Consider the following 24,168-nt stretch of genomic DNA (forward strand, 5'->3'; position numbering starts at 1 on the left):
GGCGCAGTCTACAATGCTCGCCTTTCCGGTAATGGATCATCGCTGAACAGTCTCAGGCACCTCGATGTCGACCGATCCACCCTGGTGTATTCCAGCCAGCGCCGCCGAGCACTATCGGTCCAACAAGGACGCGATGGCGGCCGCCGTCAGCCAGCGTCTTGCCGCGCATCCGCGTTTCGCCGAGTTTCTGGGCGGCAATCCGCGGCGACTCCTGGACACCAACCATCGCAACCATGCGGCCTTCATGGTCGAGGTCTTGAGCGCCAACGACCGGAGCTTGCTGGACAGTACGCTGCCCTGGGTCTATTCGGCCTATCACAATCAAGGCATCGCGTTCGACTATTTCGCCGCTGAGCTGGAAGCCTGGATCGCCGTTATTGGCGAGACACTGCCGGCCGCTGATGCGGCGGCCATTCTGCCGGTCTATCGCTGGATGCTCGATGTCCATCCGCATTCCGTCGAGCGCGCGCTCCAGTATGAGGCCCGACGTCTGCCGGTATCCAAGGTCTGGCGGCATGATTACGACTTCATCCTGGAGCATCTCTTCCAGGGCGACTATTCGGTGGTCATCCGTCATTGTCGCGTCCTGATGCAGCGCGGCATGTCCTATGCGCAAGTGCTGCGCGAACTCTTCTACCCGGCCATGGTGGAAGTCGGTGCGCGCTGGGAGGCCGGCGAGTTCTCGGTGGACATGGAGCATCAGACCACAGCTATGGTCTATGGCATCCTCTCGGCACTCTATTACGATCAACCCTTTCCGGCCCTGAGCCGGGGGCGGGCGCTGGTCGCGCCTGTCTCCAACGAGTTCCATGAGCTGGGCGCCTGGATGCTGACGACCACGCTGGAGCTCGATGGCTGGGAGGTCACGCTGCTCGGCTGTGACACCACGCCCGAGTCGCTGGTGGCTACGGCGCTCGCCGAGCACCCGAGGTTCATTGCGCTGTCGGTGACGCTCGTGAGTAATGTGCAGGAGGCGCGACGTGCCGTGACGGCCCTGCGCGCCGCCCTGGGTGCCGAGACGCCCCCGATCCTGGTCGGCGGCCAGGCGTTTATTGCGGCCCCCACGCTGGTGGAGACTGTAGGGGCGGATCTCTTTCTCGAAAGCGCCGAGGTGCTTGTCGACTGGGCGCGTACACTGGAGACAGGCGGATGACCCTGGTATCCCAAGATCGTTCGTTACACCCCGAACTGGCGTCGGCCTTGCTTGGTTATGTCATGGACTCCGGACGCCTGGTCGTCGTGGAGGTGGACCGGGATGGTGTGATCCTGGACGCCAACGTGGCTTTTCGATCCCGCTTCGCCGGGTTCGCCAATGTGCGCGGCGAACCCCTGTCACGGTTTCTTCGCAGTGGCGGCCAGCGACCGGACATCGAGCCGGGCCTGCCCAACCGCCAGCCGGTGGCGCGCATTTTCAAAACCATCATGGGCGGGGAAAGCTATCTGTTCCATGCCTATCCGCTGAGCGAGAACGCCCTGCTCATCGGCGAGCGGGCCGGGGCCGATGACAACGACATCATCGCGCGTATGGGCAACCTGACGCTGGAGATGTCGCGCCTGGTGCGCGATCTGCGCAAGGCCAACCACGATCTGGAGCAGGCCAATCGCTTGAACGAGCGGTTGGCCCGCACCGACGCCCTGACCCAGTTGCCCAATCGACGTTACTTCATGGAGCGTCTGAGTCAGGTCGTGGCCCAGGCCCGGACGCGCTCGCATCCGCTGTCGGTGCTCATGATGGATCTGGATCACTTCAAGCGTGTCAACGACACCTTCGGCCACGCGGCCGGCGACCGGGTGCTGATCGCCTTCGCTGAGCTGATGCGCGCCGAGGTGCGGCTCTCGGATCTGCCCGGCCGCTTGGGCGGCGAAGAGTTCGGACTCTATATGTTCGATGTTGAACTTGAAGCGGCCCTCTCGGTGGCCGAGCGTTTGCGTACTCATGTCAATTTGATGCGACCACTCGAGGCGAACTACCAACCCAGCGTCAGCATCGGCGTAGCGGCACTCACACCCGACGAAGACATCGAGCAGCTGCTTAAGCGTGCCGACGATGGTCTCTATCGCGCCAAGGAGAGCGGGCGCAATCGCGTGATGGCGGCGGCCTGAGCCTTGCGCTCTGCTTCCAGCCGAAGCGAGACGCTTGAGCGGGGCGGAACGCGCTCGATGCGCCAACTGGCGGCGGCACGTTTCCAGAATGCGCACGGCGAGCCGGCGTCATCCAGCGGTTCCTGTCCAAGCAGACGCCAGGCCAGCCGCAGGGCAGGCAGCGGGTCGCGATCATCGACGGGCGCGGCGGCCAGCGACTTGCTCAGCTTGCGCCCCCGCTCGTCGAGCACCAGCGGGACATGAGCGTGGCTGGGCGTGGGCAGTTCCAGCGCCCGTTGCAGCCCGATCTGGCGCGGTGTCGAGAGCAGCAGGTCGGCCCCGCGCACCACATGGGTGACAGCCTGCCAGGCATCATCCACCACCACGGCGAGCTGATAGGCATGGAGTCCGTCAGCGCGCCGCAGCACGAAATCCCCGATCGACTCGGCGACCGAGTGACCTTGCCGGCCCTGGATGCGATCCTCGAACCAGATGGGCTCGGTCTCGGTGCGCAGACGCAGACTGCGCGCGCGCCGGCCGGCCGGCAGACCATCGCGGCAGGTGCCGGGGTAGATCGGCCCTTCAAGGCCGGATCGGGCGCGCGCGGCGATCTCGGCGCGACTGCATCCGCAGCCATAGACCCGCCCAAGCGCGTCCAGGCGGGCAAGTGCCGCGTCATAGGCGTCGAGACGCGCGCTCTGGAAGATCACCGGCTCATCCCACGCGAAGCCGAAGGCGCGCAGTGTGCGCTGGATGGCGTCGGCGGCGCCAGGAACCTCGCGCGGGCGGTCCAGATCCTCGATGCGCAACAGCCAGACACCATCCTCGGCGCGCGCATCGGCATAGCTCGCGACAGCAGCGAGCAGTGAACCGAAGTGGAGCGGGCCAGTCGGGGAGGGGGCGAAGCGCCCCCGGTAGCCGGATGCGACCGATGGGGCTTCGCCGTTCATGCAGGTGGTCTCAGCCGCGCTGCTTTTCGCGGATCTCGTCAAGCGTCTTGCAGTCGATGCAGAGCGTGGCGGTGGGGCGCGCTTCCAGGCGGCGGATGCCGATCTCTACGCCACAGGCCTCGCAATAGCCGTAGTCGTGATCGTCGAGCCGGTCGAGCGCCTCGTCGATCTTCTTGATCAGCTTACGCTCGCGGTCGCGTGTGCGCAGTTCCAGACTGAACTCGGACTCCTGGGTCGCGCGGTCGTTGGGATCGGGGAAATTGGTCGCCTCGTCCTGCATGTGATGCACGGTGCGGTCGACTTCTTCCATCAGCGAGCGCTTCCAGGCGAGCAGGATCTCGCGGAAGTGGGCCTCCTGCTCGGGGTTCATGTATTCCTCGTCGCTGCCGGCCTTGTACGGCTCGAAGGAATAGCCCTCGACGTTATGTTCGCGTGCTTCGGTCATCATGTGCTCCTCCCATGAACCGCGCTGGCTCTCTAACCAGGGTGCGGCTTGGATTCAGTGGCTCCCGGCGGCTCGCAATCGACCTCCGCCAACGGTCCGAGCCGAGAAAGCGTGCTTAAGTACCAGATCGCGAACCGGCGGGCAACCTTATTCGCGGCCTCGCCCGCTCAAGGCGATGCGAGCGCGCGCTGATTTGGGTAATCTTGCGCGTTCGGTTCATTTCGAGCACGCTCGACGAGCGGATTGGAGCAGACGCGCATGTATGGATTCAAGGCACTCATTTTCGACGTGGACGGGACTATCGCCGACACCGAGCGCGACGGTCATCGTCCCGCCTTCAATGCCGCCTTCGCGGCGGCTGGTTTGGACTGGCATTGGGATCCTGAACGCTATGGCGAGCTGCTGGCGGTGGCTGGCGGTAAGGAGCGTATCCGTTATTTCATGCAGCGCGCCGGGATCGAGCTGGACCCAGGTGTCGATGTCGAGTCCTTCGTCGCCGGTCTGCATCGCGACAAGACCACGCACTATCTGGCGCTGTTGCGTCAGGGGGCGATCCCGCTGCGGCCGGGTGTGTTGCGTCTGTGGCGCGAGGCGCGCGCAGCGGGTGTGCGGCTGGCGATCGCGACCACGACCACGCCCGAGAACGTCGTCGAGCTGCTGGAGAATGCCGGCGAGCCGGGACTCGCGGACTGGTTCGAGGTCATCGCCGCCGGCGACGTGGTGCCAAACAAAAAGCCGGCGCCGGATATCTTCACCTATGCCCTGGAACGACTCGGTCTCAAGCCCGAGGATGGCGTGGCCATCGAGGACTCGGACAATGGCGCGCGGGCGGCGCTCGAAGCCGGGATTCGCACCCTGGTGGTCACGGTCAACGATTATACGGTCGATCAGGACTTTGGCGCGGCGGCGCTGGTGGTCGATCAGCTCGGCGAGCCGGATTCGCCGTCTCGGGTGCTGGCCGGTGATCTGGGCGGTCGGTCGCTGGTCGATCTAGCCGTGCTCGATCGGCTCCATCGTCAGATCCATGGAGCCGGTTGATGGCAGAGTATCCGGCGAGTCGACTGGCCGAGCGTGCGTGTCGGGTCGAACCCTTCCATGTGATGCGTCTGCTCGGTCGCGCCCGCGAGCTGGAAGCGTCCGGGCGCTCCATCGTGCATCTGGAAGTCGGTGAGCCGGACTTTCCGACCCCGGAACCGATCCTGGCCGCTGGTCGGGCCGCGCTCGACGCTGGTCTGACCCACTACACCCCGGCGGCTGGATTGCCGGCCCTGCGTCAGGCGATTGCGGCGCACTATGGCCAGCGCCACGGGGTCGACGTCGATCCGGCGCGCGTGCTGGTCACGCCCGGCGCCTCCGGGGCGCTGCAACTGGTGTTCTCGGTACGCTTGGAGCCGGGCGACCGGGTCATCCTGGGCGATCCGTCCTATCCCTGTTATCGCCAGATACTCGGACTCATGGGCGCCGAGCTGGTCGCGGTGCCGCTCGGCCCGGAGACCGGCTATCGGCTCACGCCCGAACGGCTCGACGCGGCCTGGGTGCCCGGCACGCGCGCGGTGGTGGTGGCCTCGCCGGCCAATCCGACCGGCGCGGTCACGGGGTTGGACGAGCTACGTGCGCTCCACGCCATCTGCCGCGCGCGTGGGGCGGCGCTCATCGTCGACGAAATCTATCGCGGTCTGACCTATGACGTGCCCGACACCACGGCGCTCGCGCTCGCGCTCGCCGTCGAGGATCTCTATGTCATCGACAGCTTCTCGAAATACTTCGGCATGACCGGCTGGCGGGTCGGCTGGGTGGTGGGGCCGGAGGAGGCGGTCGCGGTGATGGATCGCCTGGCGCAGAACCTCTTCATCGCGGCCAATACGCCGGCGCAACAGGCTGCGCTCGCGGCCTTCGCGCCCGAGACCACCGCCGTTCTCGAACAACGGCGCGCGATCTTCCAGCAGCGACGCGATCGACTGCTACCGGCCCTGCGCGCGCTGGGGTTCGGCCTTTCAGGCGCGCCGGACGGAGCCTTCTATCTCTATGCCCGGTTGCCGGAGTGGCTGGAGATGGATTCGATGGACTTCGCCACGCGTCTGCTGGAGGACGCCGGAGTCGCCCTGACCCCAGGCCAGGACTTCGGCACACATGAATGCGACCGCCATGTCCGTCTGGCCTATACGCGCGACTTCGAGGTGCTCGACGAAGGCGTGCGCCGTATCGGTGAATTTCTCGCCGACTGCGGGTCGACGAAGAAAAAGCCGCAGGTCTGATGGTTGCAGTTCTCCGAGGCGATGCGCGGATATTTGCGACAACTCGGCGGACGCACGCGGTAGACGATACACTGACTCAGCCCGGCTTTATCGAAGCGCAGAAAGGGACAGGGATAATCGAGTTTGCAACATTCACCGCACCGGTTGCAGGCGCCGCGCCGATTGGCGTCCACCGGTAGCATCGAGGTCAAAAATCGCTTGAGTTTGTCGAACATGCCAGTGTCCCTCCAATCGACGTCGTTTCGACCGCGTGACAGCGCTCAGCAGCAGGCGGCTGAGTTGTTGCTCACTCTGCATCATAGACTGCTTGACGAGGCACAGCGCCGTCCACCGGCCGGCTGGTTCGGGCAGTTGCGGGCGGCGCTGTCCAAACCGGCGGTTCCGGTGCACGGACTCTATTTCTGGGGCGGGGTGGGGCGCGGCAAGACCTATCTGATGGACTGGTTCGCCGATGAGCTGGAGCTGCCCGGCAAGCGGCGGCTGCATTTCCATCACTTCATGCGTGACATCCACGCCGCGCTCGCCGTCCTGCCCAAGCAGCCCGATCCGCTGGAAGTGGTGGCCGACCGGCTGTGCGCCGAGACGCGCGTGCTCTGTCTCGACGAGTTCCTGGTCACCGACATCACGGATGCCGTGATTCTGCATGGACTGTTGCGGGCGCTGTTCGCGCGCGGTCTGACTCTGGTGACGACCGCCAATACCAAGCCGAGCGAACTCTACCGCAACGGCCTGCAACGCCAGTCTTTTCTGCCGGCGATCGCGCTCATCGAGCAGCACACGGAGGTCTTCGAACTCGACGGCGGGGTGGACTATCGGCTACGGACCCTGACCCAGGGCGGGCTGTTGTTCGAGTCGGGCGCGACGGGCGAGCGCCAACTGGCGGACTATTTCGCGCGTCTGACCGGCGGGCATGTCGAGTCGGTCGACGCCATCGAGATCAACGACCGTTCCATCCCGGTCAAGGGACTGGGCATGGATGTGATCTGGTTCGATTTCGCGAGCCTGTGCGGCACGGCGCGCTCGGCTTCTGATTACATCGAGATCGCCCGTGAATACCACACGCTGCTGCTCTCAGATGTGCCAGGACTCGATTCGCGCCAGGAAGCCGCCGCACGCCGCTTCCTGCATCTGATCGACGAACTCTACGATCAGCGGGTGAAGCTGGTGATGTCGACGTCCGCGCCGATCGATCAGCTCTATGCCGGCGGCCTGACCGAGTTCGCGCACGAGCGCCTGATCAGCCGTCTGATCGAGATGCAGTCGCGCGACTATCTGGCGGCGTCCGCCGATCCGGGCTGAGTCGATTCAGCGTGCGCGGTAAACGATGCGGCCCTTGGTCAGATCATAGGGCGTCAGCTCGACCGTGACCTTGTCGCCGGTCAGGATGCGGATGTAGTGTTTACGCATCTTGCCCGAGATGTGCGCGGTCACGATGTGACCATTCTCGAGCTGGACACGGAACACGGTGTTTGGCAGGGTCTCGGTGACCGTGCCCTCCATCTGGATGACGTCGTCTTTTGACATAGTGAACTTATTATTTGGATTACGAAGGCGGTCCTTGAAACCGCCGGAGTTTAACACATCCGCCACGAAAGGCATGAAGGGGATGAACGATCGCGTGTGTCCAATTCCGGCGTCAGACGCTGTCGTCGAACCTCATGGCCTGCCCGCGCTCGAAGCGCCGCCAGCACTGGCCGTCCCAGGCTTCGATCGGGCGGAAACGTTCCTTGTAGACCATCTTGCGCGACTCAGCGATCCAGTAGCCGAGATAGAGATAGGGGCGTCCAAGGCGCTGGGCGGTCTGGATCTGGGCCAGCACGCCGAACGTGCCGAGCGCGCACTCGCCCAGTTCTGGATCGAAGAAGGTATAGACCGCCGACAGTCCCTGTTCGAGCATGTCGGTGACAGCCACGCCGACCAGTCGTCCGTCGCGCCTGAATTCGATGAAGCGCGTCGTCCCACCCCAGGATTCGACCAGGAAACGTCGATAGCTGTCCTCGGTCGCGTCCTCAGCCATGGCGCCGTCGGCGTGGCGTGCGGTCAGATAACGTCGGTAGAGATCGAATTGCTCCTCGCGGAACGCCGCCGGATCGTCGCTCAAGGCAATCATCGGGGCGTTGAGCCGCCAGTTGCGCCGCTGTGAGCGATTCGGCGCGAACTCGGCGACCGGCAGACGCACCGGGATGCAGGCCGAACAGCCACGGCAGGCTGGACGGTAGACATGAGCACCGCTGCGCCGGAATCCCTGATCGATGAGCGTCTGATAGGTCGCTCCATCGAGGCGTGCGGCCGGGTCGACGAACAGCGTCCGCGCCTGGACACCGTCGAGATAGGAGCAGGCATGTTCGCCGGTCAGATAGAGCGGCAGGTAGCGTCCGCGCCTGGTGTCCAGTCCATGCATCATCCGATTTCCTCGCCAGATGGCGCGACCTGGAGCGCGCCCGCCGGACGCTCCGTGCCGTCGTCCCAACTCCGGTCGTATCCGGGACGCGCGCCATGCCGGTCCAGGAGCGTCAAAAATTCGGCGCGCGGCGCCTCGAACGCCCCCAGGCTCAGCAGATGCTCAGTCGTCATCTGGCAGTCGATCACCCCGAACTCCCAGGCCCGGAGCTGTTCACAGAGACGCGCTAGGGCGACCTTGGACGCATCGCTCACGCGGCTGAACATGGATTCGCCGAAGAAGGCGCGCCCGATAGCCACGCCATAGAGTCCGCCGACCAGCTCGCCCGCGCGCCAGACCTCGACCGAATGGGCCACGCCAAGCGCATGGAGCCGCCGATAGGCCGCGATCATCTCCGGGACCAGCCAGGTGCCGCCATCGGCCTCGCGCGGCGCGGCACACCCCTGGATGACCCCCGCGAAATCGCGATCCAGCGTGGTAACGAGATCACCGCGCCGCAACCGCTTGCGCAGACTGCGTGAGCTGTGGAAGCGTGCGGGAATCAGGATTGCGCGCGGGTCGGGCGACCACCAGAGGATGGGGTCGCCCGCGCTGAACCAGGGGAAGATGCCATGTCGATAGGCACTGATCAGCCGCTCCGGACTCAGATCCCCGCCAACCGCCAGCAGTCCATTGGGCTCCCGCAGCGCCTGAGCCGGATCGGGAAAGCGCGTGCGATCGCGTGGATCGAGTAGGGCGATCATGGCGGCGCGTCAGGACTGCGCCTCCAGTGCATCGAGATACTTCTCGGCGTCGAGCGCCGCCATGCAGCCGGTACCCGCCGAGGTGATGGCCTGACGATAGACCTGATCCATCACATCGCCCGCCGCGAACACACCGGGGACAGAGGTCGCGGTCGCGTTGCCCTGGGTGCCGCTCTGGACCCGGATATAGCCGTTCTCCATGTCGAGCTGGCCGGCGAAGATGGCGGTGTTGGGCGTATGGCCAATGGCGATGAAGACGCCTTGCAGGTCGATGTCCTGGGTCTCGCCGGTCTGAACCTGCTTGATGCGCATCCCGGTCACGCCGGTGGCGTCGCCGAGGACTTCGTCGAGCACATGGTTCCAGGCGATGCGGACGTTGCCCTTTTCGGCCTTCTCGAACAGCTGCTGTTGCAGGATCTTCTCGGCACGCAGCGCATCGCGCCGATGAACCAGGGTCACCTCCGAGGCGATGTTGGAGAGATAGAGTGCCTCCTCGACGGCGGTGTTGCCGCCGCCGATCACGGCAACCTTCTGGTTGCGATAGAAGAAGCCGTCGCAGGTCGCGCAGGCCGAGACGCCGCGTCCGCGGAAGGTCTGCTCCGAGGGCAGGCCCAGATACTGCGCACTCGCCCCGGTGGTGATGATCAGCGCATCACAGGTGTAGGTGGCCGAATCGCCGATCAGCCGGAACGGCCGGCTGGAGAGATCCGTAGTGTGGATGTGATCGAAGATGATCTCGGTCTCGAAGCGCTCGGCATGACGACGCATGCGTTCCATCAGCTCCGGACCCTGGACGCCGTCCGGATCGCCGGCCCAGTTGTCGACCTCGGTCGTAGTCATCAATTGACCGCCCTGTTCCAGACCCGTGACCAGCACCGGCTTGAGGTTGGCGCGCGCGGCATAGACGGCGGCTGTGTAACCGGCCGGACCTGAACCCAGGATCAGGAGTCGGCAGTGCTTGGTTTCGCTCATTGATTTGATACTCCAAAGCGCCCGATCAGATCGGGGGCAGGGTTTCGCCGTCTCTGGCCCGGAATTCGCAAGCCAGCGGGGCGAAACAGTGAGAAGGGCCGTGTTGAATGGCGCCAATTTAAGGCTTGACCGACGGAGCGTAAAGCCCGAAGCGGACAGGCGCGCCGTAGCCGACCTCTCAGGCCCGAGCGTCGCTTGGTGCGCCAGGATCGTGTCAGGTGACAATTGACAGCCGGCGTCCAAGGGATATAAAACTCGCTAAACTCCATATATTCCAGCAATCTGGCCACTTGATCGAGAGTGATTTATGAAGATTCGAGCCTCCCGTAAAACCCTGTCCCCTCTGGCATTCGTCAGCGTCTCGCTGCTGGTATTGACGACGCTAACCGGCTGCGCGAGCCGTGGGCGTGACGATGGACTCAGTGGGCGTCGCGCCGAGCTGGTCGACAACGGCCTGGCGCAGATCGGAACGCGCTATCTCTATGGTGGCGAATCGCCTAAAGAGGGCTTCGATTGCAGCGGTCTGACGCAGTACGCCCATTCTCAGGCCGGGCTGGCAATTCCGCGCACCGCCGCTGCTCAGCACCGGGCCGCACGGCCCGTGGCCCGCCGTCGACTGCAACCGGGCGACATGGTGTTCTTCAAGACCGGACCCAATTCTAATCATGTCGGCCTCATGATCGATGGCAAACGCTTCGTCCATGCCTCGACCTCGCGCAGCCGGGTGCGCATCGATTATCTTGACACCCCCTACTGGAACAGGCATTACGTCGGCGCGGGAACCTATCTGCGTTGACGGCGTCGAATGGCGCGTCCACAAAGACGATCGAGGCGCCGCCCCCATTGACAAAGATCAGGGCGGATCGGGTGCCAGGCACGGACAATCGTGCTGCTCAAAGGCACCGAGCCACACCACTGTATGCACGGTCCTGTCGTGGATACGGCTTTAAACGGCTCGCCTTTTCGGGCCGCCTGTAGGAAAATGCCAAACGGCTTCCGGTACTGGACCGGGAGTGTCGGAATCACCACACCATATTCTGCTAGGAGTGACATTCATGTCCGATAAGCCAATCAGCAAGAGCCGTCGTGACGCTGTCAAAGTGATGCTGGGCACCGCCGCCGCCATCCCGATGATCAACCTGGCCGGTTTCGGCACTGCCCGTGCCTCCGCTCCCGCCAATGCCGTAGCCGCAGACGATCCGACCGCGGTCGCTCTCAAGTACCACGCCAATGCCGCTGAGTCCGAGCGTGTTGCCGCCGCCCGTCCTGGTCTGCCGCCCGAGCAGCAGCACTGTGCCAACTGCCAGTTCATGCAGGCTGATGCAGCCGGTGCGACCGATGAGTGGAAGGGCTGCCAGCTTTTCCCCGGCAAGCTGATCAACGTCAACGGCTGGTGCGCTTCCTGGACCCTGAAGGCCGGCTGATCACCACCGCCTGCGTGGTTCGGATGAAACGGGGCCATTGGCCCCGTTTTTCGTTCATAATCACGCAACGATCTTCAGTCTCTCCAGGGTTGTTCGTCATGTCATCCGAAGGCTCCAGCGAGTTCGCTAATGCCCGTCCTTACAAAGGCTTGAGCGAAAATAGGCGCACGGCGCAGGTACGCTGGCGGCTCGTTTTTCTCAGAGCCATCATCTGGGGCCTGATCGGGATAATCTACGCTCCCTTGTTCATTGGATTGCTGTCACTGGCGCGCGGAGCCGAACTGGGCGGATTCTCATACGTCCTAGCCGCCTCACTGGCCGGCGGAGCAGGAGCCGTACTCTATGGCGCGCGTGAACTGGCCCTGATCAGCACCGGCATCGGTGCGGTGGCGGGCGTGGTGCTGCTCATCCTGATGCCTGGTCAGGCCACCCTGACCAACGCGGTCGTGATCGCCTCGGTCCTGGCGGCCACGGTCGGTTTGACGCTCTCATTCCCTCGTCGCTGCACCCGGCACGTTCCAGGTAAACTCCTGGCCGGACTCGTGACGGGAGCCTTCGTCGGCGCCGTGCTGGCTATCGCCGAACCCCTGCATTCGGCGTCGTTTTCGACCTTCTCCATCCTGCTCTTCCTGGCGAGCGTGAATGGCATCCTCTATGTCGGAACCGTGCGTGGCTGGATTCTGCTGTCGCGCCGGATTGGGCTGGAGTCGCGTCCCTGTGATTTGATCGAAGCCACGACCATGGCGATCCTGGCGGCTGTCGCGGCCGGTAGCGTCTGGATGGTGGTCGCACCGCTTATGGGGCTCGATCCAGGGTTTTGGCAGTTGGCCAGTCTTTCGATGCATGATGAAATTCCGTCGGCCTTCATGGGCGGATTGCTCGGTGGCGCCATGACGGGCCTGCTGCTTGAACTCTTCCGCTTTCCCTGGGTCCATGACGTCTGAGAGCCGCGCCTCCGCGCCCGCGAGTCGATCATGATGGGGACTCTTGTGTTAGGCTTTGTGGCCCGCCACTCGCCCTGGGTGGTCATAGATCCGTTTTGGTCAAATCCTCGTCAACCGCATGTCACGCAGCAAATCCAGCCGCCGCTGGCTCGACCGGCACCTCAACGACCCATACGTCAAGCGCGTTCAGGTCGACGGCTATCGTTCGCGAGCCGCCTATAAACTGCTGGAGATCCAGGAAAAAGACCTCATTCTCAAGCCAGGGATGCGCGTCGTCGATCTGGGCGCCGCCCCCGGAAGTTGGTCGCAGATCGCACAGCGGCTCGTCGGCCCCAAGGGGCGCGTGGTGGCCCTGGACATCCTGCCGATGGAGCCATTACGAGACGTCGTCGTGCTTGAGGGCGATTTTCGCGAGGAGACGGTTCTGGACCAACTGCGCGCGGCGCTCGGCGAGGCGCCGCTGGATGTGGTGCTTTCGGATATGGCCCCCAATATCACTGGGACGTCGGTCGTGGATCAGACGCGCGTCATGTATCTGGTCGAGCTGGCCTTAGAGCTGGCGCGCGCGCATCTGAAGCCGGGCGGCACCCTGGTGACCAAGGTTTTCCAGGGCGCGGGCTTCGACGACTATGTGCGCGAGCTGCGTGCGAGCTTCAAGCAGGTCGCTACACGTAAGCCCAAGTCTTCGCGTCCGGAGAGTCGCGAGGTGTTTCTGGTGGCCAAGGGCTTTCGGCCCTAGAATCCATGAATCGAGTTGTTTTCTAGCGTTTTACCGTTCAGGGGTCGCGAATCGTGAGTGACATGGCGAAAAATTTACTGCTCTGGGTGGTCATCGCCATCGTGCTGATGTCCGTGTTCAACAATTTCACCGCGACCCAATCGACGCCCAGAAATCTGGATTACTCCGATTTCATCGAGCAGGTCAAGCAGGGTTCTGTCAAGGAGGTCACCATCCAGGGCCGCCTGATCGAGGGCACGAGCGAGACCGGACAGCGCTTCAGCACCTATAGCCCCGGCGACGACGGACTGGTGGGCGACCTGCTCAACAACAATGTCATCATCAAGGCCGCGCCGCCCGAGAAGCAGTCGGTCCTGATGCAGATTCTCATCAACTGGTTCCCGCTGCTGATCCTGATTGCACTCTGGATCTTCTTCATGCGCCAGATGCAGGGCGGGGCGGGCGGACGCGGGGCGATGTCCTTCGGCAAGAGCCGCGCGCGCATGCTCTCGGAGGATCAGGTCAAGGTCACCTTCCAGGACGTCGCCGGCGCCGAGGAGGCCAAGGAAGAAGTCGTCGAGATGGTCGACTTCCTCAAGGATCCGACCAAGTTCCAGAAGCTCGGCGGCAAGATCCCCAAGGGCGTGCTCATGGTCGGGCCACCCGGAACCGGTAAGACGCTCTTGGCGCGCGCCATCGCCGGCGAAGCCAAGGTGCCCTTTTTCACCATCTCGGGATCGGACTTCGTCGAGATGTTCGTCGGCGTCGGCGCCTCGCGCGTGCGCGACATGTTCGAGCAGGCCAAGAAACATGCGCCCTGCATTATTTTCATCGACGAGATCGACGCCGTGGGCCGGCATCGTGGCGCAGGTCTGGGCGGCGGTCACGACGAGCGCGAACAGACCCTCAATCAGCTCCTGGTCGAGATGGACGGCTTCGAGGGCAACGAAGGTGTGATCGTCATCGCCGCCACCAACCGGCCTGACGTGCTCGACCCGGCGCTGCTGCGTCCGGGCCGTTTCGACCGTCAGGTGGTGGTGCCGCTGCCTGACGTGCGCGGACGCGAGCAGATCCTCAAGGTCCACATGCGCAAGATCCCGGCCGCCGAGAACGTCAAGGCCTCGATCCTGGCGCGCGGCACGCCCGGCTTCTCGGGCGCGGATCTGGCCAATCTGATCAACGAGGCGGCGCTGTTCGCCGCGCGCGCCAATAAGAAATTGGTCGAAATGAGCGACATGGAGCAGGCCAAGGACAAGATCCTGATGGGCGCCGAGCGTCGTTCCATGGTCATGACCGAGGACGATAAGCGGCTGACCGCCTATCACGAGTCGGGTCATGCCATCGTTGGCCGTCTGGTGCCGGATCACGATCCGGTGCACAAGGTCAGCATCATTCCGCGCGGACGCGCGCTCGGCGTGACCCTGTTCCTGCCCGAGGACGACCGCTTCAGCTACAGCAAGCAACGTCTGGAGAGCAATATCTCCAGCCTGTTCGGCGGGCGCTGTGCCGAGGAGATCATCTTCGGCGAAGACAGCGTGACCACGGGCGCCCAGAACGACATCCATCGCGCCACCGAGATCGCACGCAACATGGTCACCAAGTGGGGCCTGTCCGACCGGCTCGGTCCGCTGACCTATAGCGAGGAAGAGCAGGAAGTCTTCCTCGGCCACTCGGTCACCCAGCACAAAAGCGTCTCGGACGAGACCTCGCACCTGATCGACGAGGAGATCCGGCGCGTCATCGATCGCAACTATGAACGTGCACGCGACCTGCTCCAGGAGCACCTCGACAAGCTCCATGCCATGGCCGCCGCGCTGGTGAAGTACGAGACCATCGACGCCTCCCAGATCAATGACATCATGGAGGGGCGCGAGCCGCGTCCGCCGCGTGATTGGGAGGACGATGAGCCGCGCCGTCCTGCTGCCTCGAGCGATGATCGCGAGGACGATACCGATGACGGTTTCGAAGCCGGCCAGGTTGGTCGCCCGGCGGGAGAGCACTGAGTCATGCGTCGATATTTTGGCACTGACGGCATCCGTGGACGGGTCGGCCAGGGGCATATCACGCCCGATTTCGTCCTCAAGCTCGGCTGGGCCGCCGGGCGTGTGCTGGGTAATGGCCGCGGCAAGATCCTGATCGGCAAGGACACCCGGATCTCGGGCTATATGTTTGAGTCGGCGCTGGAGGCCGGCTTGGTCGCTGCCGGGGTCGACATCCGGTTGCTCGGGCCTATGACCACACCCGGCGTGGCCTATCTGACGCGCACCTTCCGCGCCAGCGCGGGCATCGTCATCACCGCCTCGCACAATCCGTTCGAAGACAACGGCATCAAGTTCTTCTCCGCTGATGGCGACAAGCTGCCCGACGAGGTGGAACTGGCGATCGAGGCCGAACTCGACCAGCCGATCCGCACGGTTGAATCGAGCGCGCTCGGCAAGGTCAAGCGCATCGAAGACGCCAACGGGCGCTATATCGAGTTCTGCAAGAGCACCATCCCGGCGAGTATGAACTTCCGGGGGCTGAAGATCGTGGTCGACTGCGCCAATGGCGCGACCTACAACACCGCGCCCTTCGTCTTCGAGGAACTGGGCGCCAGCGTCGTGCGCCTCGGCACCGAACCGGACGGCTTCAACATCAACCACGGTGTTGGCTCGACCGAGCCGGGCACGCTGCGCGAGGCCGTAGTCCGCGAGGAAGCCGATCTCGGCATCGCCTTCGACGGCGATGGCGATCGCGTGCTCATGGTCGACTCACGCGGCCACCTGATCGACGGCGACCAGTTGCTCTATCTGATCGCCAAGTCGCGCCTGCTCACGGGCGCCATGCGCGGCGAGGTCGTGGGCACTCTGATGAGCAATCTCGGTTTCGAGCACGCGCTCAAGCGGCTCGGCATCGGTTTTGCCCGCACCAAGGTCGGAGACCGCTACATCATGGAGCGGCTCAAGGCCAGCGATGGCATCCTTGGTGGCGAACCCTCGGGACACATCATCTGCCGCGACCGCACCACGACCGGCGACGGCATCGTCTCCGCGCTCCAGGTGCTCGCCGCGCTCGATCGGCTCGGCACCCGGCTCGATGACATCGGCAGCGAGGTCGAACTCTATCCGCAGGTGCTCATCAATGTACGTCTCGACGCGCCGCGTGACGTGCTGAGCCTGCCCGAGGTCCAGGACGCCGCGGCCAGCGCCGAGCGCGAACTGGCCGGGCGCGGACGGGTGCTGCTGCGTCCATCCGGCACCGAACCCCTGGTGCGCGTCATGGTCGAGGGCAGCGACCGCCCACAGGTCGAACAGCTCGCCGAACAGCTCGCCGAGGTCGTGCGCGCTCAACTTACCGCTTGATATCGTTTCGGAACCATCGTGGCTATCGTCAGAAAAAGCGCTCTGGTGCCCTATTCGGCATCCCGCATGTTCGATCTCGTCTATGACGTCACGTCCTATCCGCAATTTCTGCCCTGGTGTGACAGCGCCAGCGTGATTTCCGAGACCGATGAGAAAATCTGCGGTCAGATCGGCGTGCATCGGATGGGGATTCGACAGACCTTCAGCACCTGCAATCGCTTCGAGCGCGATCGTCTGATGCATATCGATCTGCTCGACGGGCCCTTTCGCAAGCTGGTCGGCGCCTGGCGCTTTACGCCGCTGCGCGAGAATGCCTCCAAGGTCGAGCTGGAGCTGGAGTTCGAGTTCTCGGGGCGGCTGATCGACAAGGCCTTCGGCGGCGTTTTCCATCAGATCGCCAACACGCTGGTAGACGCTTTCTGCAAGCGCGCCGAAGAGGTCTACGAGCGTGACTGAGTATCTCCAGGTGTCGGTGGCCTATGTCGGTACGGATGGACAGGCGCTGCGTGCACTGGAAGTCAGAACCGGCACCAGTGTCCGCGAGGTCATCGAGCAATGTGGTCTCCTGGACCAGTTCCAGGAGATCGACCTCGACACCAACAAAGTCGGCATCTTCGGCAAGCTGGCCAAGCTGGAGCAGGCCGTCGAGGAGGGTGATCGGATCGAGATCTATCGCCCCCTGATCGCTGATCCCAAGACGGCGCGCAAGCGACGCGCCGCCTGATCCAAAGACCGCCTACTCGTCGGCGGTTGTCAGCACTCGGGTGAGGTGGCGGATGGTGCCGACATAGTCGGCGGCCAGCGTATCGACGACCTCCACCCGTCCATCGATCTCCTGGGCGACCTGCTCGGCGGCCTTGGTCGACAGTTGAGGCTGGACGAGGATGACCCGCACATCCTCGCGTCGCGCCTGATCGATCAGGGCCGCCAGCCGTCGCGGCCCCGGCTCCTTGCCCTCGGACTGGATGGGGATCTGGGTCAGGCCATAGGTATCGGCGAAGTAGCCCCAGGACGGATGGTAGACCATGAAACGACGGTGCTTCAGCGTGTCGAGTGTGGAGCGGGTGTCGGCGTCCAGACGCTTCAGCTCGGCGACGAAGTCGGCCAGCCGCGCCTCGTACCCGGCGGCCTGCTCCGGGTCGAGTTCACTCAGCGTCCCGGCGATGCGTTCCGCCATGCCGATCACGAGCGGCGGGCTGGTCCAGATGTGCGGATCCTGCGCCGTGTCGGATGCCTCGTGATGATCCGGCCCCGCTCCGTGCTCATGCGGGTGTGCTTCGAGACGACGCCGTGAGACTCCTTCGCTGAGATCCACTACTCGGATATCCGGATTCACGGCCCGGATCCGCTTCATCCAAGCCGCTTCCATCGGCAGCCCGATCCCAAAGTAGACATCAGCCTCGGCCAGCCGCGCGATCTGACCGGGTGTCGGCTCATAGGTGTGCGGATTCGAACCGGTGCCGACGAGTGCCTCGACCTGTACCTGCGTTCCCGCAACCCGCTCGACGAAGGTCTGCTGTGGCGGCACAGTGACGAAGACCTGGATCCGGTCGGCGCCCAGCAGGGCAGCGGGCATGCAGACCAGGACGATGAACGATAGGATTCGCGTTCGCATGGCTTCCTCGGAGTGGCTCGCGGCCTGGAGTGGATGGGGCGCCGCCGCTTCCTACTGGGTCAAAATCAGCGTGTTGTTGCGCAGCATCCGCCGTGCGCCGCCTTCAATCCTTGGTTTCCAGCCCAAGGCTGTTGAGTCCCTTGCGGACCAGTCCCTCCCGTGGCTTGTAATCAGGCACCTCAATCAGGATCTGCTCAGGCGTGCTTGCGGCGGCGAGCGACGGGTCGGACCGCAGATCGCCCTCGATACGCACCAGTTGTTCGCCCTCGAAGTAGAGCGTCAGATCGCGCTGTTCCATCGGCTGATGGCCGCGTTTGATGGTATAGATGTAGTCCCAGCGATTGGTATGGAAGAAGCTGACCAGCAGCGGCGTGCCCAGTACGAAGTGGGCCTGACGCTTGGTCATGCCGAGTTCGAGCGCATCGACCATCTCCTCGGTGAGGATGTTGCCCTGCTGAACCGTCATTCTATAGACGAAGGGCAGATTTTCCAGGACCGAGGTCTGCGTCTCGTCCGGTTTGGTGTCGCGCGCGCATCCCGTGGTGACGATCGAGACCATCACGGCGCCCAGTATTGGAAAACTGAAAATCTTTCGCATCTTGTCCTGATCACGACTTTGCGCTAAATCAGGGCATCATACCGTAGCGCCGTTCCTGGATCACAGGGGGCGCTGAGCCAAGTAGCCGAGTGCGATCATCCAGGTCGGTCGTGTCGGGCGCGTTACGTGGAGAATTCATTTGGAAAACGAGCAGATCAAGCAGGCCGGACTCAAGGTCACGGCGCCGCGCATCAAGATTCTGGGCATTCTCGAGCGCAGCGGCAAGCGTCACATGAGCGCCGAGGACGTCTACAAGGAACTCCTGAGTCAGGACGAGGAGATTGGTCTGGCCACCGTCTATCGCGTGCTGACCCAGTTCGAGGGCGCCGGCCTCGTCTGTCGTCGCCACTTCGAGAGTGGTCAGTCGGTCTTCGAACTCAATAACGGCGAACATCACGACCATCTCGTCTGCATCAAGTGCGGCGCGATCGTCGAGTTCCTCGACCCCACGATCGAGACGCGCCAGAAACGGATCGCCGCCGAGCATCACTTCAAGATCGAGGACCACTCGCTCGTGGTCTATGGCCTCTGCCCGAACTGCCAGGGCACGCGCTGAGTCTATTTGCTGACGTCCAGGTATTCGCGCTCGATGGCCGTCTCCAGCGCCTGGGTGCCCTTGACGAGTTCTTCGTAGACCTGGCGCAGCTCTGCGAGCTGCTTGATGTCGGCCGCACTTGGCAAGCCATTCGGTGTCTTGATGGCGATGTCATAAAGCGCGCGCAGATACTGGGCGCGAGTCTTGGCGACCAGCTCGATCACCGGAGTGAGGTCGGCGAGCTTGAGTTCCTCGAACAGCGGATTGATGGCTTCGCGATTGATGTCGCGGATCTCGGCGTCGATCGCAATGAGCAGGCGTCGATTCTGGGTCGTCATCTGGGCGTCCTCGGTGGTTGATCTACGTCTAGGGTCGCTGATCGGTACGGCGACGGGGTTCTGCCGCTTGCCGCCGGGTTGAGTGACGGAAATCCGTCACATCATGATCGAAACGCTCGGTTTCCGGCGCCTTTGGGCGTTCAAAGAGTGGCGGATCACAAAATTTTTGGCACGGAATTCGCTTTGAGTCAATCAGGATCTGACTTTCAGGGGAATCGCCGTGAACTCGAACACTCCAGCCACTACCGCCTACCAGACTCGCTTGCCCCTGGCCACCGTGCCCGTGATGGATCAGGATACCCTGGATCAGGCTGGATGGTCTGGGCTGGCGACACCCCTGGTCGAACCCTCGACTTCTGAGCCGGAGGGGATCGATGCTGCCGGCTATACGGATCTCCAGAGCGCGATGGCGCTCGCCGAGCAGATGCGCCAGCTTCTCGATCTCTACCGTGCGCTCTACGGCGAACTCTACCCGCCACTGTATCGCCGCAATTGAACCGCCTCCAGCCTGTGCGCGTGACCACCGTCCATCAGGTCGGCGTGGTCGATCCGGTCAGCTGCTCGATCACGCGCCGCACTTCGCGCAGGCGCGCTTCAGGCTCGGCCATGTCGCGGAAGAATTTGAGCTTGTCACCGCCGTCCAGTTTGTACTCCTTGGGTTTGGTCTGAATCAACTGGATCAGATTGGCCGGGTCGATCCTGGGTGATTCATCGAACAGCAGGCGCCCACTGGCCGGTCCGGCCTCGATCTTGCGAATCCCCCAGGGCTGGACCAGGAGCTTGAGTTCAGTGATCTCCAGCAGGTTTCTGGCCGGTTCGGGCAGCAGTCCGAAACGGTCGATCATCTCGACCTGCAACTCGCGCAGTTCGTCCCGATCGCGGGCGCTGGCCAGGCGTTTGTACATCACCAGACGTGCCTGGACATCGGGCAGATAGTCGCTCGGCAGCAGCGCCGGAATGCCGAGATCGATCTCGGTGCCATGGTCGAGCGGACGATCCAGTTCGGGCGCGCGTCCCGACTTGAGCGCCTCGACCGCACGCTCCAGCAGCTCCATGTAGAGCGTGAAACCGACCTCGGTGATCTGCCCCGACTGTTCGTCGCCCAGCAACTCGCCCGCGCCCCGGATCTCCAGATCATGGGTAGCGAGTGTGAAACCGGCGCCCAGATCCTCCATCGATTCGATCGCTTCCAGCCGCTTTTTGGCGTCCGCCGTCATGACCTTGGTCGGCGGCGTGATGAGATAGGCGTAGGCACGGTGATGCGAGCGTCCGACCCGTCCGCGCAACTGGTGCAGCTGGGCCAGACCCAGCTTGTCGGCGCGGTTGATGAGAATGGTGTTGGCCGAAGGCACGTCGATGCCGCTCTCGATGATGGTCGTGCATACCAGCAGGTTGAAACGCTGGTGGTAAAAATCGCGCATGATGCGCTCCAGCTCGCGCTCGCGCATCTGACCGTGTGCCACCGCGACCCGCGCTTCCGGGATCAGGGCTTCGAGCTTCTGGGCCTGATTTTCAATGGTCTCGACTTCGTTGTGCAGGAAGTAGACCTGACCGCCGCGCTTCAATTCGCGCAACACGGCCTCCTGGACCAGCGCATCGTTCCAGGGACTGACGAAGGTCTTGATCGGATGGCGCTCGACCGGCGGGGTCGCGATGATGGAGAGATCGCGCAGACCAGACATGGCCATGTTGAGCGTGCGCGGAATCGGCGTGGCCGTGAGCGTCAGCACATCGACCTCGCTGCGCAGATTCTTTAACTGCTCCTTGTGACGCACGCCGAAGCGGTGTTCCTCGTCGATAATGGCCAGACCCAGGTTCTTGAAGCGGATTGTCGGCTGCAACAGCTTGTGGGTGCCGACCACGATATCGAGCGTGCCGTCGGCCAGTCCATCGAGGACGGCTTTCTGTTCCTTGGCGGTCCGGAAGCGCGACAGGCTTTCGATGTGCACCGGCCAGTCGGCGAAGCGGTCGGAAAAATTTTCGAAGTGCTGTTGCGCGAGCAGCGTAGTCGGCACCAGCACCACGACCTGCCGTCCGCCATGCACCGCCATGAAAGCCGCACGCATGGCGACCTCGGTCTTGCCGAAGCCGACATCGCCGCAGACGACTCGGTCCATCGGCTTGGACTCCGCCATGTCGGCGATCACCGACTCGATGGCGCGCCGCTGATCCGGCGTCTCCTCGAACGCAAAGGCGGCCGCGAACGCGGCATAGTCCGAGCCGCCCTCGGGGAAGGCCACGCCCTGACGCGCTGCGCGCCGTGCATGGATGTCCAGGAGTTCAGCCGCTACATCGTGCGCCTTTTGCGCCGCCTTGTGCTTGATCCGCTCCCATTGATCGCCGCCGAGCCGGTGCAGCGGGGCATTCTCGGGCGAGGTGCCGGTATAACGCGAGATCAGATGCAGCGAGCCGACCGGGACATAGAGCTTATCGCCATGGGCGTATTCGAGGGTCAGAAACTCGGTAGTCAGGCCGCCGACCGCCAGCGTTTGCAGTCCCAGATAGCGTCCGACGCCGTGCTCCTCGTGGACCACGGGCGCGCCTTCGGTCAGCTCGGTGAGGTTGCGGACGATGGCATCGCTGTCGCGTTCGCGCTCACGTCGGCGCCGCTCCTGACGTACCCGTTCGCCATAGAGCTGGGTCTCGGTGATGATGGCCAATCCGGCGTCTTCCAGCCGCAACCCCTGCTCGATGGGCGCGACGGTCAGGGCAATCGGTTCATCGCCATCGCAGAATTCACGCCAGCCCGACACCGGGCGGGCGCGGATATCGAAGCCTTTGAGCTGTTCGGCGAGCAGTTCGCGTCGTCCCGTACTCTCGGCGACGAAGAGCACGCGCTGCTCGCCGCTGTCCAGAAAGGTCTTGAGCGCCTGAGCCGGTTGTGCGGCGCGGGCCTGGATGGCCAGCGGTGGCAGACTGGCGGTCGCGAAGTTGCAGACATCCATGTAACCCTTGCGTCGCGCGTCGAACGGATCGGCCTGGTAGAGCACGCCCGAGAGCCGGTTGAGGGCGCCGGCCAGATCGTCCGGTGTCAGATAGAGCCGGGCCGGCGGCAGCAGGGGACGTTCGATGTCATGCCGGCGCTGTTCATAGCGCTGCTCGACAGTGGCGAACAAGCGACTCGCGGTCTCGCGGCAGGCAACCGATTCGATGGCAAGCACGCCGGCGGGCAGATAGTCGAAGAGCGTGGCCGTCTGCTCGAAGAACAGCGGCAAATAGTATTCAAGTCCGCCGGGCGCCTGGCCGTTGGAGACCTCGCGATAGATGAGACTGCGCTGCGGATCGCCGGCGATGGTGGCCCGATAGCGCTGACGAAAACCGGCGATAGCGTCCTCGTCGAGCGGCAGTTCGCGTGCCGGCAGCAGACGAATGTGCTCGATCCGGTCTTTGGAGCGCTGTGTCTCGGGGTCGAAGACGCGGATGCTCTCGATTTCGGTATCGAACAGATCGATGCGCAGCGGTACCTGGCTGCCCATGGGGAAGACGTCCAGCAGCGAACCGCGCACCGCATACTCGCCATGCGTGATGACCTGGGAGACGCTGGAATAGCCGGCACGCTCCAGCCGACGGCGCGTGGCGTCCAGATCCAGTCGATCGCCGACTGCCAGCACCAGTGAATGGCCATCGATATACGCACGCGGCGCCAGACGCTGCATCGCGGTCGCGACCGGAACGATCAGCACGCCGCGCTCCAGGCCGGGTAGCTGGTGCAATGTCAGCAGCCGTTCCGAGACCAGCTCGGGCAGGGGCGAAAAGACGTCGTAGGGCAGGGTCTCCCAGTCCGGAAAGCCCAGGATCGGCCATTCACGCGCGTCGAGGAAGAACTCCAGCTCGGCCCGCAGATGCTCAGCGCTCTGCACTTCATCGACTAGCGCCAGCACCAGGCCGGGATGACGCTCGGCGGCGCGAGCGATGGCCAGGGCGCTACCGGCGCCCTGGAGCTGCCCCCAGAGTCGACGCTCGCCCGCACGGCGAGGAAGCGGTGGGTCCAGGGGGGAGTGCAAGTCTGGCGAGGATGGTGATGGCATCGGGCTGACAGCGGCTGTGATGGTTCGGACGTTCAGGTCTGGGTTCGAGTCGGATTTTCGCACAGCCGCGCGGGTGCGTTCAGCGCGATTGCGCATCTGGCCCGAACAAGGCCCTGAGCGGCCTCAAGGTAGAGATCTGTTTCGCCTTTCTGCGTCCTGATTCGGGTCGTATCGGGGGCGAGCATGGTTTTATGCTGGCATTGGGGCGAGTCGTCGGTATATAAGAGCAGATCGATTTTTAGTGTGAATTCTGTGCCGGCTGTCGACAACGCCGTCGCAAATCTCCAGTATTGCCTTTTTGATCGGGTCGCGCGCTGGACTCTGGGGTCGCGACCTTTTCCATATCCAGCGCGGCCGGCAAGACGGTTCGCGCGGATCTGAATACGCGTAATTCTTAGGATCAAATAGAACATGGCCAAGACAATACTTACCGTGGACGATTCGGCGTCCATTCGACAGATGGTGTCCTTCACGCTCAAGGAGGCCGGCTATGCGGTCACCGAGGCCGTCGATGGTCAAGACGGACTCGACAAGGCGCGCGCGGGCAAATTCGATCTCATCTTCACCGATCAGAACATGCCGCGCATGGATGGTCTGAGCCTCATCAAGCAACTGCGCGGTCTGCCGCCATACAAATCGGTTCCTATTCTGATGCTCACCACCGAATCGAGCGATGCCATGAAGAGCCAGGGACGCGCGGCCGGAGCAACCGGCTGGCTGGTCAAGCCCTTCGATCCGGCCAAGCTGCTGGAAGTCGTCCGCAAAGTTATTGGTTGAGC

General features: G+C 63.6%; 26 protein-coding genes. 16 read left to right on the forward strand and 10 right to left on the reverse strand.

Annotated features, from left to right (window positions below; genetic code table 11):
• Positions 1 to 64 precede the first annotated feature (64 nt).
• Positions 65 to 1,153 carry a cobalamin B12-binding domain-containing protein gene (locus GJ668_RS04600; RefSeq protein ID WP_155448949.1) on the forward strand — a complete coding sequence of 363 codons (1,089 nt, stop codon included), beginning with the start codon at positions 65 to 67 and terminating at the stop codon, positions 1,151 to 1,153.
• On the forward strand, positions 1,150 to 2,103 hold the full coding sequence (locus tag GJ668_RS04605; RefSeq protein ID WP_155448950.1) for a GGDEF domain-containing protein: 954 nt from the start codon (positions 1,150 to 1,152) through the stop codon (positions 2,101 to 2,103). The genes GJ668_RS04600 and GJ668_RS04605 overlap by 4 nt, the downstream gene beginning before the upstream one ends.
• Here GJ668_RS04605 and gluQRS read toward each other — a convergent pair.
• Together gluQRS and dksA are read right to left on the reverse strand one after the other, a co-directional pair.
• Positions 2,055 to 3,032 carry a tRNA glutamyl-Q(34) synthetase GluQRS gene (gene gluQRS / locus GJ668_RS04610; protein WP_155448951.1) on the reverse strand — a complete coding sequence of 326 codons (978 nt, stop codon included), beginning with the start codon at positions 3,030 to 3,032 and terminating at the stop codon, positions 2,055 to 2,057. The genes GJ668_RS04605 and gluQRS overlap by 49 nt on opposite strands.
• 10 nt (positions 3,033 to 3,042) lie before the next feature.
• On the reverse strand, positions 3,043 to 3,477 hold the full coding sequence (gene dksA, locus GJ668_RS04615) for an RNA polymerase-binding protein DksA (protein WP_155448952.1): 435 nt from the start codon (positions 3,475 to 3,477) through the stop codon (positions 3,043 to 3,045).
• Between the two features lie 258 nt (positions 3,478 to 3,735).
• On the opposite strand from dksA, the gene GJ668_RS04620 reads away from it, so the two are divergent.
• The 3 genes from GJ668_RS04620 (at position 3,736) to zapE (ending at position 7,031) form a co-directional block, all read left to right on the forward strand.
• Positions 3,736 to 4,515, forward strand: coding sequence for an HAD-IA family hydrolase (locus GJ668_RS04620; RefSeq protein WP_155448953.1), 780 nt, complete (start codon positions 3,736 to 3,738; stop codon positions 4,513 to 4,515).
• On the forward strand, positions 4,515 to 5,732 hold the full coding sequence (locus tag GJ668_RS04625) for an aminotransferase class I/II-fold pyridoxal phosphate-dependent enzyme (protein ID WP_155448954.1): 1,218 nt from the start codon (positions 4,515 to 4,517) through the stop codon (positions 5,730 to 5,732). Before GJ668_RS04620 ends, GJ668_RS04625 begins: the two co-directional genes overlap by 1 nt.
• Positions 5,733 to 5,945: 213 nt before the next feature.
• Positions 5,946 to 7,031 carry a cell division protein ZapE gene (gene zapE / locus GJ668_RS04630; RefSeq protein WP_155448955.1) on the forward strand — a complete coding sequence of 362 codons (1,086 nt, stop codon included), beginning with the start codon at positions 5,946 to 5,948 and terminating at the stop codon, positions 7,029 to 7,031.
• Positions 7,032 to 7,037: 6 nt separating this feature from the next.
• Here zapE and infA read toward each other — a convergent pair whose 3' ends face one another.
• The 4 genes from infA to trxB all read right to left on the reverse strand — a co-directional run bounded on the left by infA (position 7,038) and on the right by trxB (position 9,848).
• A complete protein-coding gene (infA, locus tag GJ668_RS04635) occupies positions 7,038 to 7,256 on the reverse strand; it encodes a translation initiation factor IF-1 (protein WP_100917997.1) in 219 nt (72 codons plus the stop codon).
• Between the two features lie 112 nt (positions 7,257 to 7,368).
• On the reverse strand, positions 7,369 to 8,136 hold the full coding sequence (locus GJ668_RS04640; RefSeq protein WP_155448956.1) for an arginyltransferase: 768 nt from the start codon (positions 8,134 to 8,136) through the stop codon (positions 7,369 to 7,371).
• Entirely contained in the window at positions 8,133 to 8,876 is a 744-nt protein-coding gene (gene aat / locus GJ668_RS04645; protein WP_155448957.1) for a leucyl/phenylalanyl-tRNA--protein transferase, read from the reverse strand. The genes GJ668_RS04640 and aat overlap by 4 nt, the downstream gene beginning before the upstream one ends.
• Before the next feature lie 9 nt (positions 8,877 to 8,885).
• Positions 8,886 to 9,848 (reverse strand): thioredoxin-disulfide reductase, encoded by a 963-nt coding sequence (trxB, locus tag GJ668_RS04650; RefSeq protein WP_155448958.1) that lies wholly within the window; start codon positions 9,846 to 9,848, stop codon positions 8,886 to 8,888.
• Positions 9,849 to 10,155: 307 nt separating this feature from the next.
• Here trxB and GJ668_RS04655 point away from each other — a divergent pair, with 307 nt between their 5' ends.
• The 8 genes from GJ668_RS04655 to GJ668_RS04690 all read left to right on the forward strand — a co-directional run bounded on the left by GJ668_RS04655 (position 10,156) and on the right by GJ668_RS04690 (position 16,999).
• The gene (locus tag GJ668_RS04655) at positions 10,156 to 10,644 is read left to right on the forward strand and encodes a C40 family peptidase (protein ID WP_155448959.1); all 489 of its coding nucleotides are present in this window, start codon (positions 10,156 to 10,158) and stop codon (positions 10,642 to 10,644) included.
• 259 nt (positions 10,645 to 10,903) lie between these two features.
• Positions 10,904 to 11,272: a high-potential iron-sulfur protein gene (locus GJ668_RS04660; protein ID WP_155448960.1), complete on the forward strand. Its 369-nt coding sequence runs from the start codon at positions 10,904 to 10,906 to the stop codon at positions 11,270 to 11,272.
• A 98-nt stretch (positions 11,273 to 11,370) separates the two neighbouring features.
• Entirely contained in the window at positions 11,371 to 12,216 is an 846-nt protein-coding gene (locus GJ668_RS04665) for a hypothetical protein (RefSeq protein WP_155448961.1), read from the forward strand.
• A gap of 118 nt (positions 12,217 to 12,334) precedes the next feature.
• Positions 12,335 to 12,955, forward strand: a complete 621-nt coding sequence (rlmE, locus tag GJ668_RS04670) for a 23S rRNA (uridine(2552)-2'-O)-methyltransferase RlmE (protein WP_155448962.1) — start codon at positions 12,335 to 12,337, stop codon at positions 12,953 to 12,955.
• Positions 12,956 to 13,017: 62 nt separating this feature from the next.
• A complete protein-coding gene (ftsH, locus tag GJ668_RS04675) occupies positions 13,018 to 14,937 on the forward strand; it encodes an ATP-dependent zinc metalloprotease FtsH (protein ID WP_155448963.1) in 1,920 nt (639 codons plus the stop codon).
• 3 nt (positions 14,938 to 14,940) lie between these two features.
• Complete coding sequence (gene glmM / locus GJ668_RS04680; RefSeq protein ID WP_155448964.1) at positions 14,941 to 16,275, forward strand: phosphoglucosamine mutase; 1,335 nt, start codon at positions 14,941 to 14,943, stop codon at positions 16,273 to 16,275.
• Between the two features lie 18 nt (positions 16,276 to 16,293).
• Positions 16,294 to 16,731 carry an SRPBCC family protein gene (locus GJ668_RS04685; protein ID WP_186342889.1) on the forward strand — a complete coding sequence of 146 codons (438 nt, stop codon included), beginning with the start codon at positions 16,294 to 16,296 and terminating at the stop codon, positions 16,729 to 16,731.
• Entirely contained in the window at positions 16,724 to 16,999 is a 276-nt protein-coding gene (locus GJ668_RS04690; RefSeq protein WP_186342890.1) for an RnfH family protein, read from the forward strand. Before GJ668_RS04685 ends, GJ668_RS04690 begins: the two co-directional genes overlap by 8 nt.
• 12 nt (positions 17,000 to 17,011) lie before the next feature.
• Here GJ668_RS04690 and GJ668_RS04695 read toward each other — a convergent pair whose 3' ends face one another.
• Together GJ668_RS04695 and GJ668_RS04700 are read right to left on the reverse strand one after the other, a co-directional pair.
• On the reverse strand, positions 17,012 to 17,890 hold the full coding sequence (locus GJ668_RS04695) for a metal ABC transporter solute-binding protein, Zn/Mn family (RefSeq protein ID WP_155448966.1): 879 nt from the start codon (positions 17,888 to 17,890) through the stop codon (positions 17,012 to 17,014).
• A gap of 103 nt (positions 17,891 to 17,993) precedes the next feature.
• Positions 17,994 to 18,488, reverse strand: a complete 495-nt coding sequence (locus tag GJ668_RS04700) for an outer membrane protein assembly factor BamE (RefSeq protein WP_155448967.1) — start codon at positions 18,486 to 18,488, stop codon at positions 17,994 to 17,996.
• Positions 18,489 to 18,627: 139 nt separating this feature from the next.
• Here GJ668_RS04700 and fur point away from each other — a divergent pair, with 139 nt between their 5' ends.
• Positions 18,628 to 19,044, forward strand: a complete 417-nt coding sequence (fur, locus tag GJ668_RS04705; protein ID WP_155448968.1) for a ferric iron uptake transcriptional regulator — start codon at positions 18,628 to 18,630, stop codon at positions 19,042 to 19,044.
• A 2-nt stretch (positions 19,045 to 19,046) separates the two neighbouring features.
• On the opposite strand, the gene GJ668_RS04710 is transcribed toward fur, so the two are convergent.
• Positions 19,047 to 19,361 (reverse strand): hypothetical protein, encoded by a 315-nt coding sequence (locus GJ668_RS04710; RefSeq protein WP_155448969.1) that lies wholly within the window; start codon positions 19,359 to 19,361, stop codon positions 19,047 to 19,049.
• Positions 19,362 to 19,581: 220 nt separating this feature from the next.
• On the opposite strand from GJ668_RS04710, the gene GJ668_RS04715 reads away from it, so the two are divergent.
• Complete coding sequence (locus GJ668_RS04715; RefSeq protein ID WP_155448970.1) at positions 19,582 to 19,857, forward strand: hypothetical protein; 276 nt, start codon at positions 19,582 to 19,584, stop codon at positions 19,855 to 19,857.
• 34 nt (positions 19,858 to 19,891) lie between these two features.
• Here GJ668_RS04715 and mfd read toward each other — a convergent pair whose 3' ends face one another.
• A complete protein-coding gene (gene mfd, locus GJ668_RS04720) occupies positions 19,892 to 23,389 on the reverse strand; it encodes a transcription-repair coupling factor (RefSeq protein ID WP_155448971.1) in 3,498 nt (1,165 codons plus the stop codon).
• Between the two features lie 411 nt (positions 23,390 to 23,800).
• Here mfd and GJ668_RS04725 point away from each other — a divergent pair, with 411 nt between their 5' ends.
• On the forward strand, positions 23,801 to 24,166 hold the full coding sequence (locus GJ668_RS04725) for a response regulator (RefSeq protein WP_155448972.1): 366 nt from the start codon (positions 23,801 to 23,803) through the stop codon (positions 24,164 to 24,166).
• Positions 24,167 to 24,168: the final 2 nt, after the last annotated feature.

Origin of the sequence: Allochromatium palmeri (genome assembly GCF_009720725.1) — a bacterium.
GTDB classification, from domain to species: domain Bacteria; phylum Pseudomonadota; class Gammaproteobacteria; order Chromatiales; family Chromatiaceae; genus Thermochromatium; species Thermochromatium palmeri.

What these genes read in the sequence shown, in the direction of transcription:
- GJ668_RS04600 (WP_155448949.1), top strand. Translation starts at nt 65, where the DNA reads ATGTCGACCGATCCACCCTGGTGTATTCCAGCCAGCGCCGCCGAGCAC.
- GJ668_RS04605 (WP_155448950.1), top strand. Translation starts at nt 1,150, where the DNA reads ATGACCCTGGTATCCCAAGATCGTTCGTTACACCCCGAACTGGCGTCG.
- gluQRS (WP_155448951.1), bottom strand. Translation starts at nt 3,032, where the DNA reads ATGAACGGCGAAGCCCCATCGGTCGCATCCGGCTACCGGGGGCGCTTC.
- dksA (WP_155448952.1), bottom strand. Translation starts at nt 3,477, where the DNA reads ATGACCGAAGCACGCGAACATAACGTCGAGGGCTATTCCTTCGAGCCG.
- GJ668_RS04620 (WP_155448953.1), top strand. Translation starts at nt 3,736, where the DNA reads ATGTATGGATTCAAGGCACTCATTTTCGACGTGGACGGGACTATCGCC.
- GJ668_RS04625 (WP_155448954.1), top strand. Translation starts at nt 4,515, where the DNA reads ATGGCAGAGTATCCGGCGAGTCGACTGGCCGAGCGTGCGTGTCGGGTC.
- zapE (WP_155448955.1), top strand. Translation starts at nt 5,946, where the DNA reads ATGCCAGTGTCCCTCCAATCGACGTCGTTTCGACCGCGTGACAGCGCT.
- infA (WP_100917997.1), bottom strand. Translation starts at nt 7,256, where the DNA reads ATGTCAAAAGACGACGTCATCCAGATGGAGGGCACGGTCACCGAGACC.
- GJ668_RS04640 (WP_155448956.1), bottom strand. Translation starts at nt 8,136, where the DNA reads ATGATGCATGGACTGGACACCAGGCGCGGACGCTACCTGCCGCTCTAT.
- aat (WP_155448957.1), bottom strand. Translation starts at nt 8,876, where the DNA reads ATGATCGCCCTACTCGATCCACGCGATCGCACGCGCTTTCCCGATCCG.
- trxB (WP_155448958.1), bottom strand. Translation starts at nt 9,848, where the DNA reads ATGAGCGAAACCAAGCACTGCCGACTCCTGATCCTGGGTTCAGGTCCG.
- GJ668_RS04655 (WP_155448959.1), top strand. Translation starts at nt 10,156, where the DNA reads ATGAAGATTCGAGCCTCCCGTAAAACCCTGTCCCCTCTGGCATTCGTC.
- GJ668_RS04660 (WP_155448960.1), top strand. Translation starts at nt 10,904, where the DNA reads ATGTCCGATAAGCCAATCAGCAAGAGCCGTCGTGACGCTGTCAAAGTG.
- GJ668_RS04665 (WP_155448961.1), top strand. Translation starts at nt 11,371, where the DNA reads ATGTCATCCGAAGGCTCCAGCGAGTTCGCTAATGCCCGTCCTTACAAA.
- rlmE (WP_155448962.1), top strand. Translation starts at nt 12,335, where the DNA reads ATGTCACGCAGCAAATCCAGCCGCCGCTGGCTCGACCGGCACCTCAAC.
- ftsH (WP_155448963.1), top strand. Translation starts at nt 13,018, where the DNA reads ATGGCGAAAAATTTACTGCTCTGGGTGGTCATCGCCATCGTGCTGATG.
- glmM (WP_155448964.1), top strand. Translation starts at nt 14,941, where the DNA reads ATGCGTCGATATTTTGGCACTGACGGCATCCGTGGACGGGTCGGCCAG.
- GJ668_RS04695 (WP_155448966.1), bottom strand. Translation starts at nt 17,890, where the DNA reads ATGCGAACGCGAATCCTATCGTTCATCGTCCTGGTCTGCATGCCCGCT.
- GJ668_RS04700 (WP_155448967.1), bottom strand. Translation starts at nt 18,488, where the DNA reads ATGCGAAAGATTTTCAGTTTTCCAATACTGGGCGCCGTGATGGTCTCG.
- GJ668_RS04710 (WP_155448969.1), bottom strand. Translation starts at nt 19,361, where the DNA reads ATGACGACCCAGAATCGACGCCTGCTCATTGCGATCGACGCCGAGATC.
- mfd (WP_155448971.1), bottom strand. Translation starts at nt 23,389, where the DNA reads ATGCCATCACCATCCTCGCCAGACTTGCACTCCCCCCTGGACCCACCG.
- GJ668_RS04725 (WP_155448972.1), top strand. Translation starts at nt 23,801, where the DNA reads ATGGCCAAGACAATACTTACCGTGGACGATTCGGCGTCCATTCGACAG.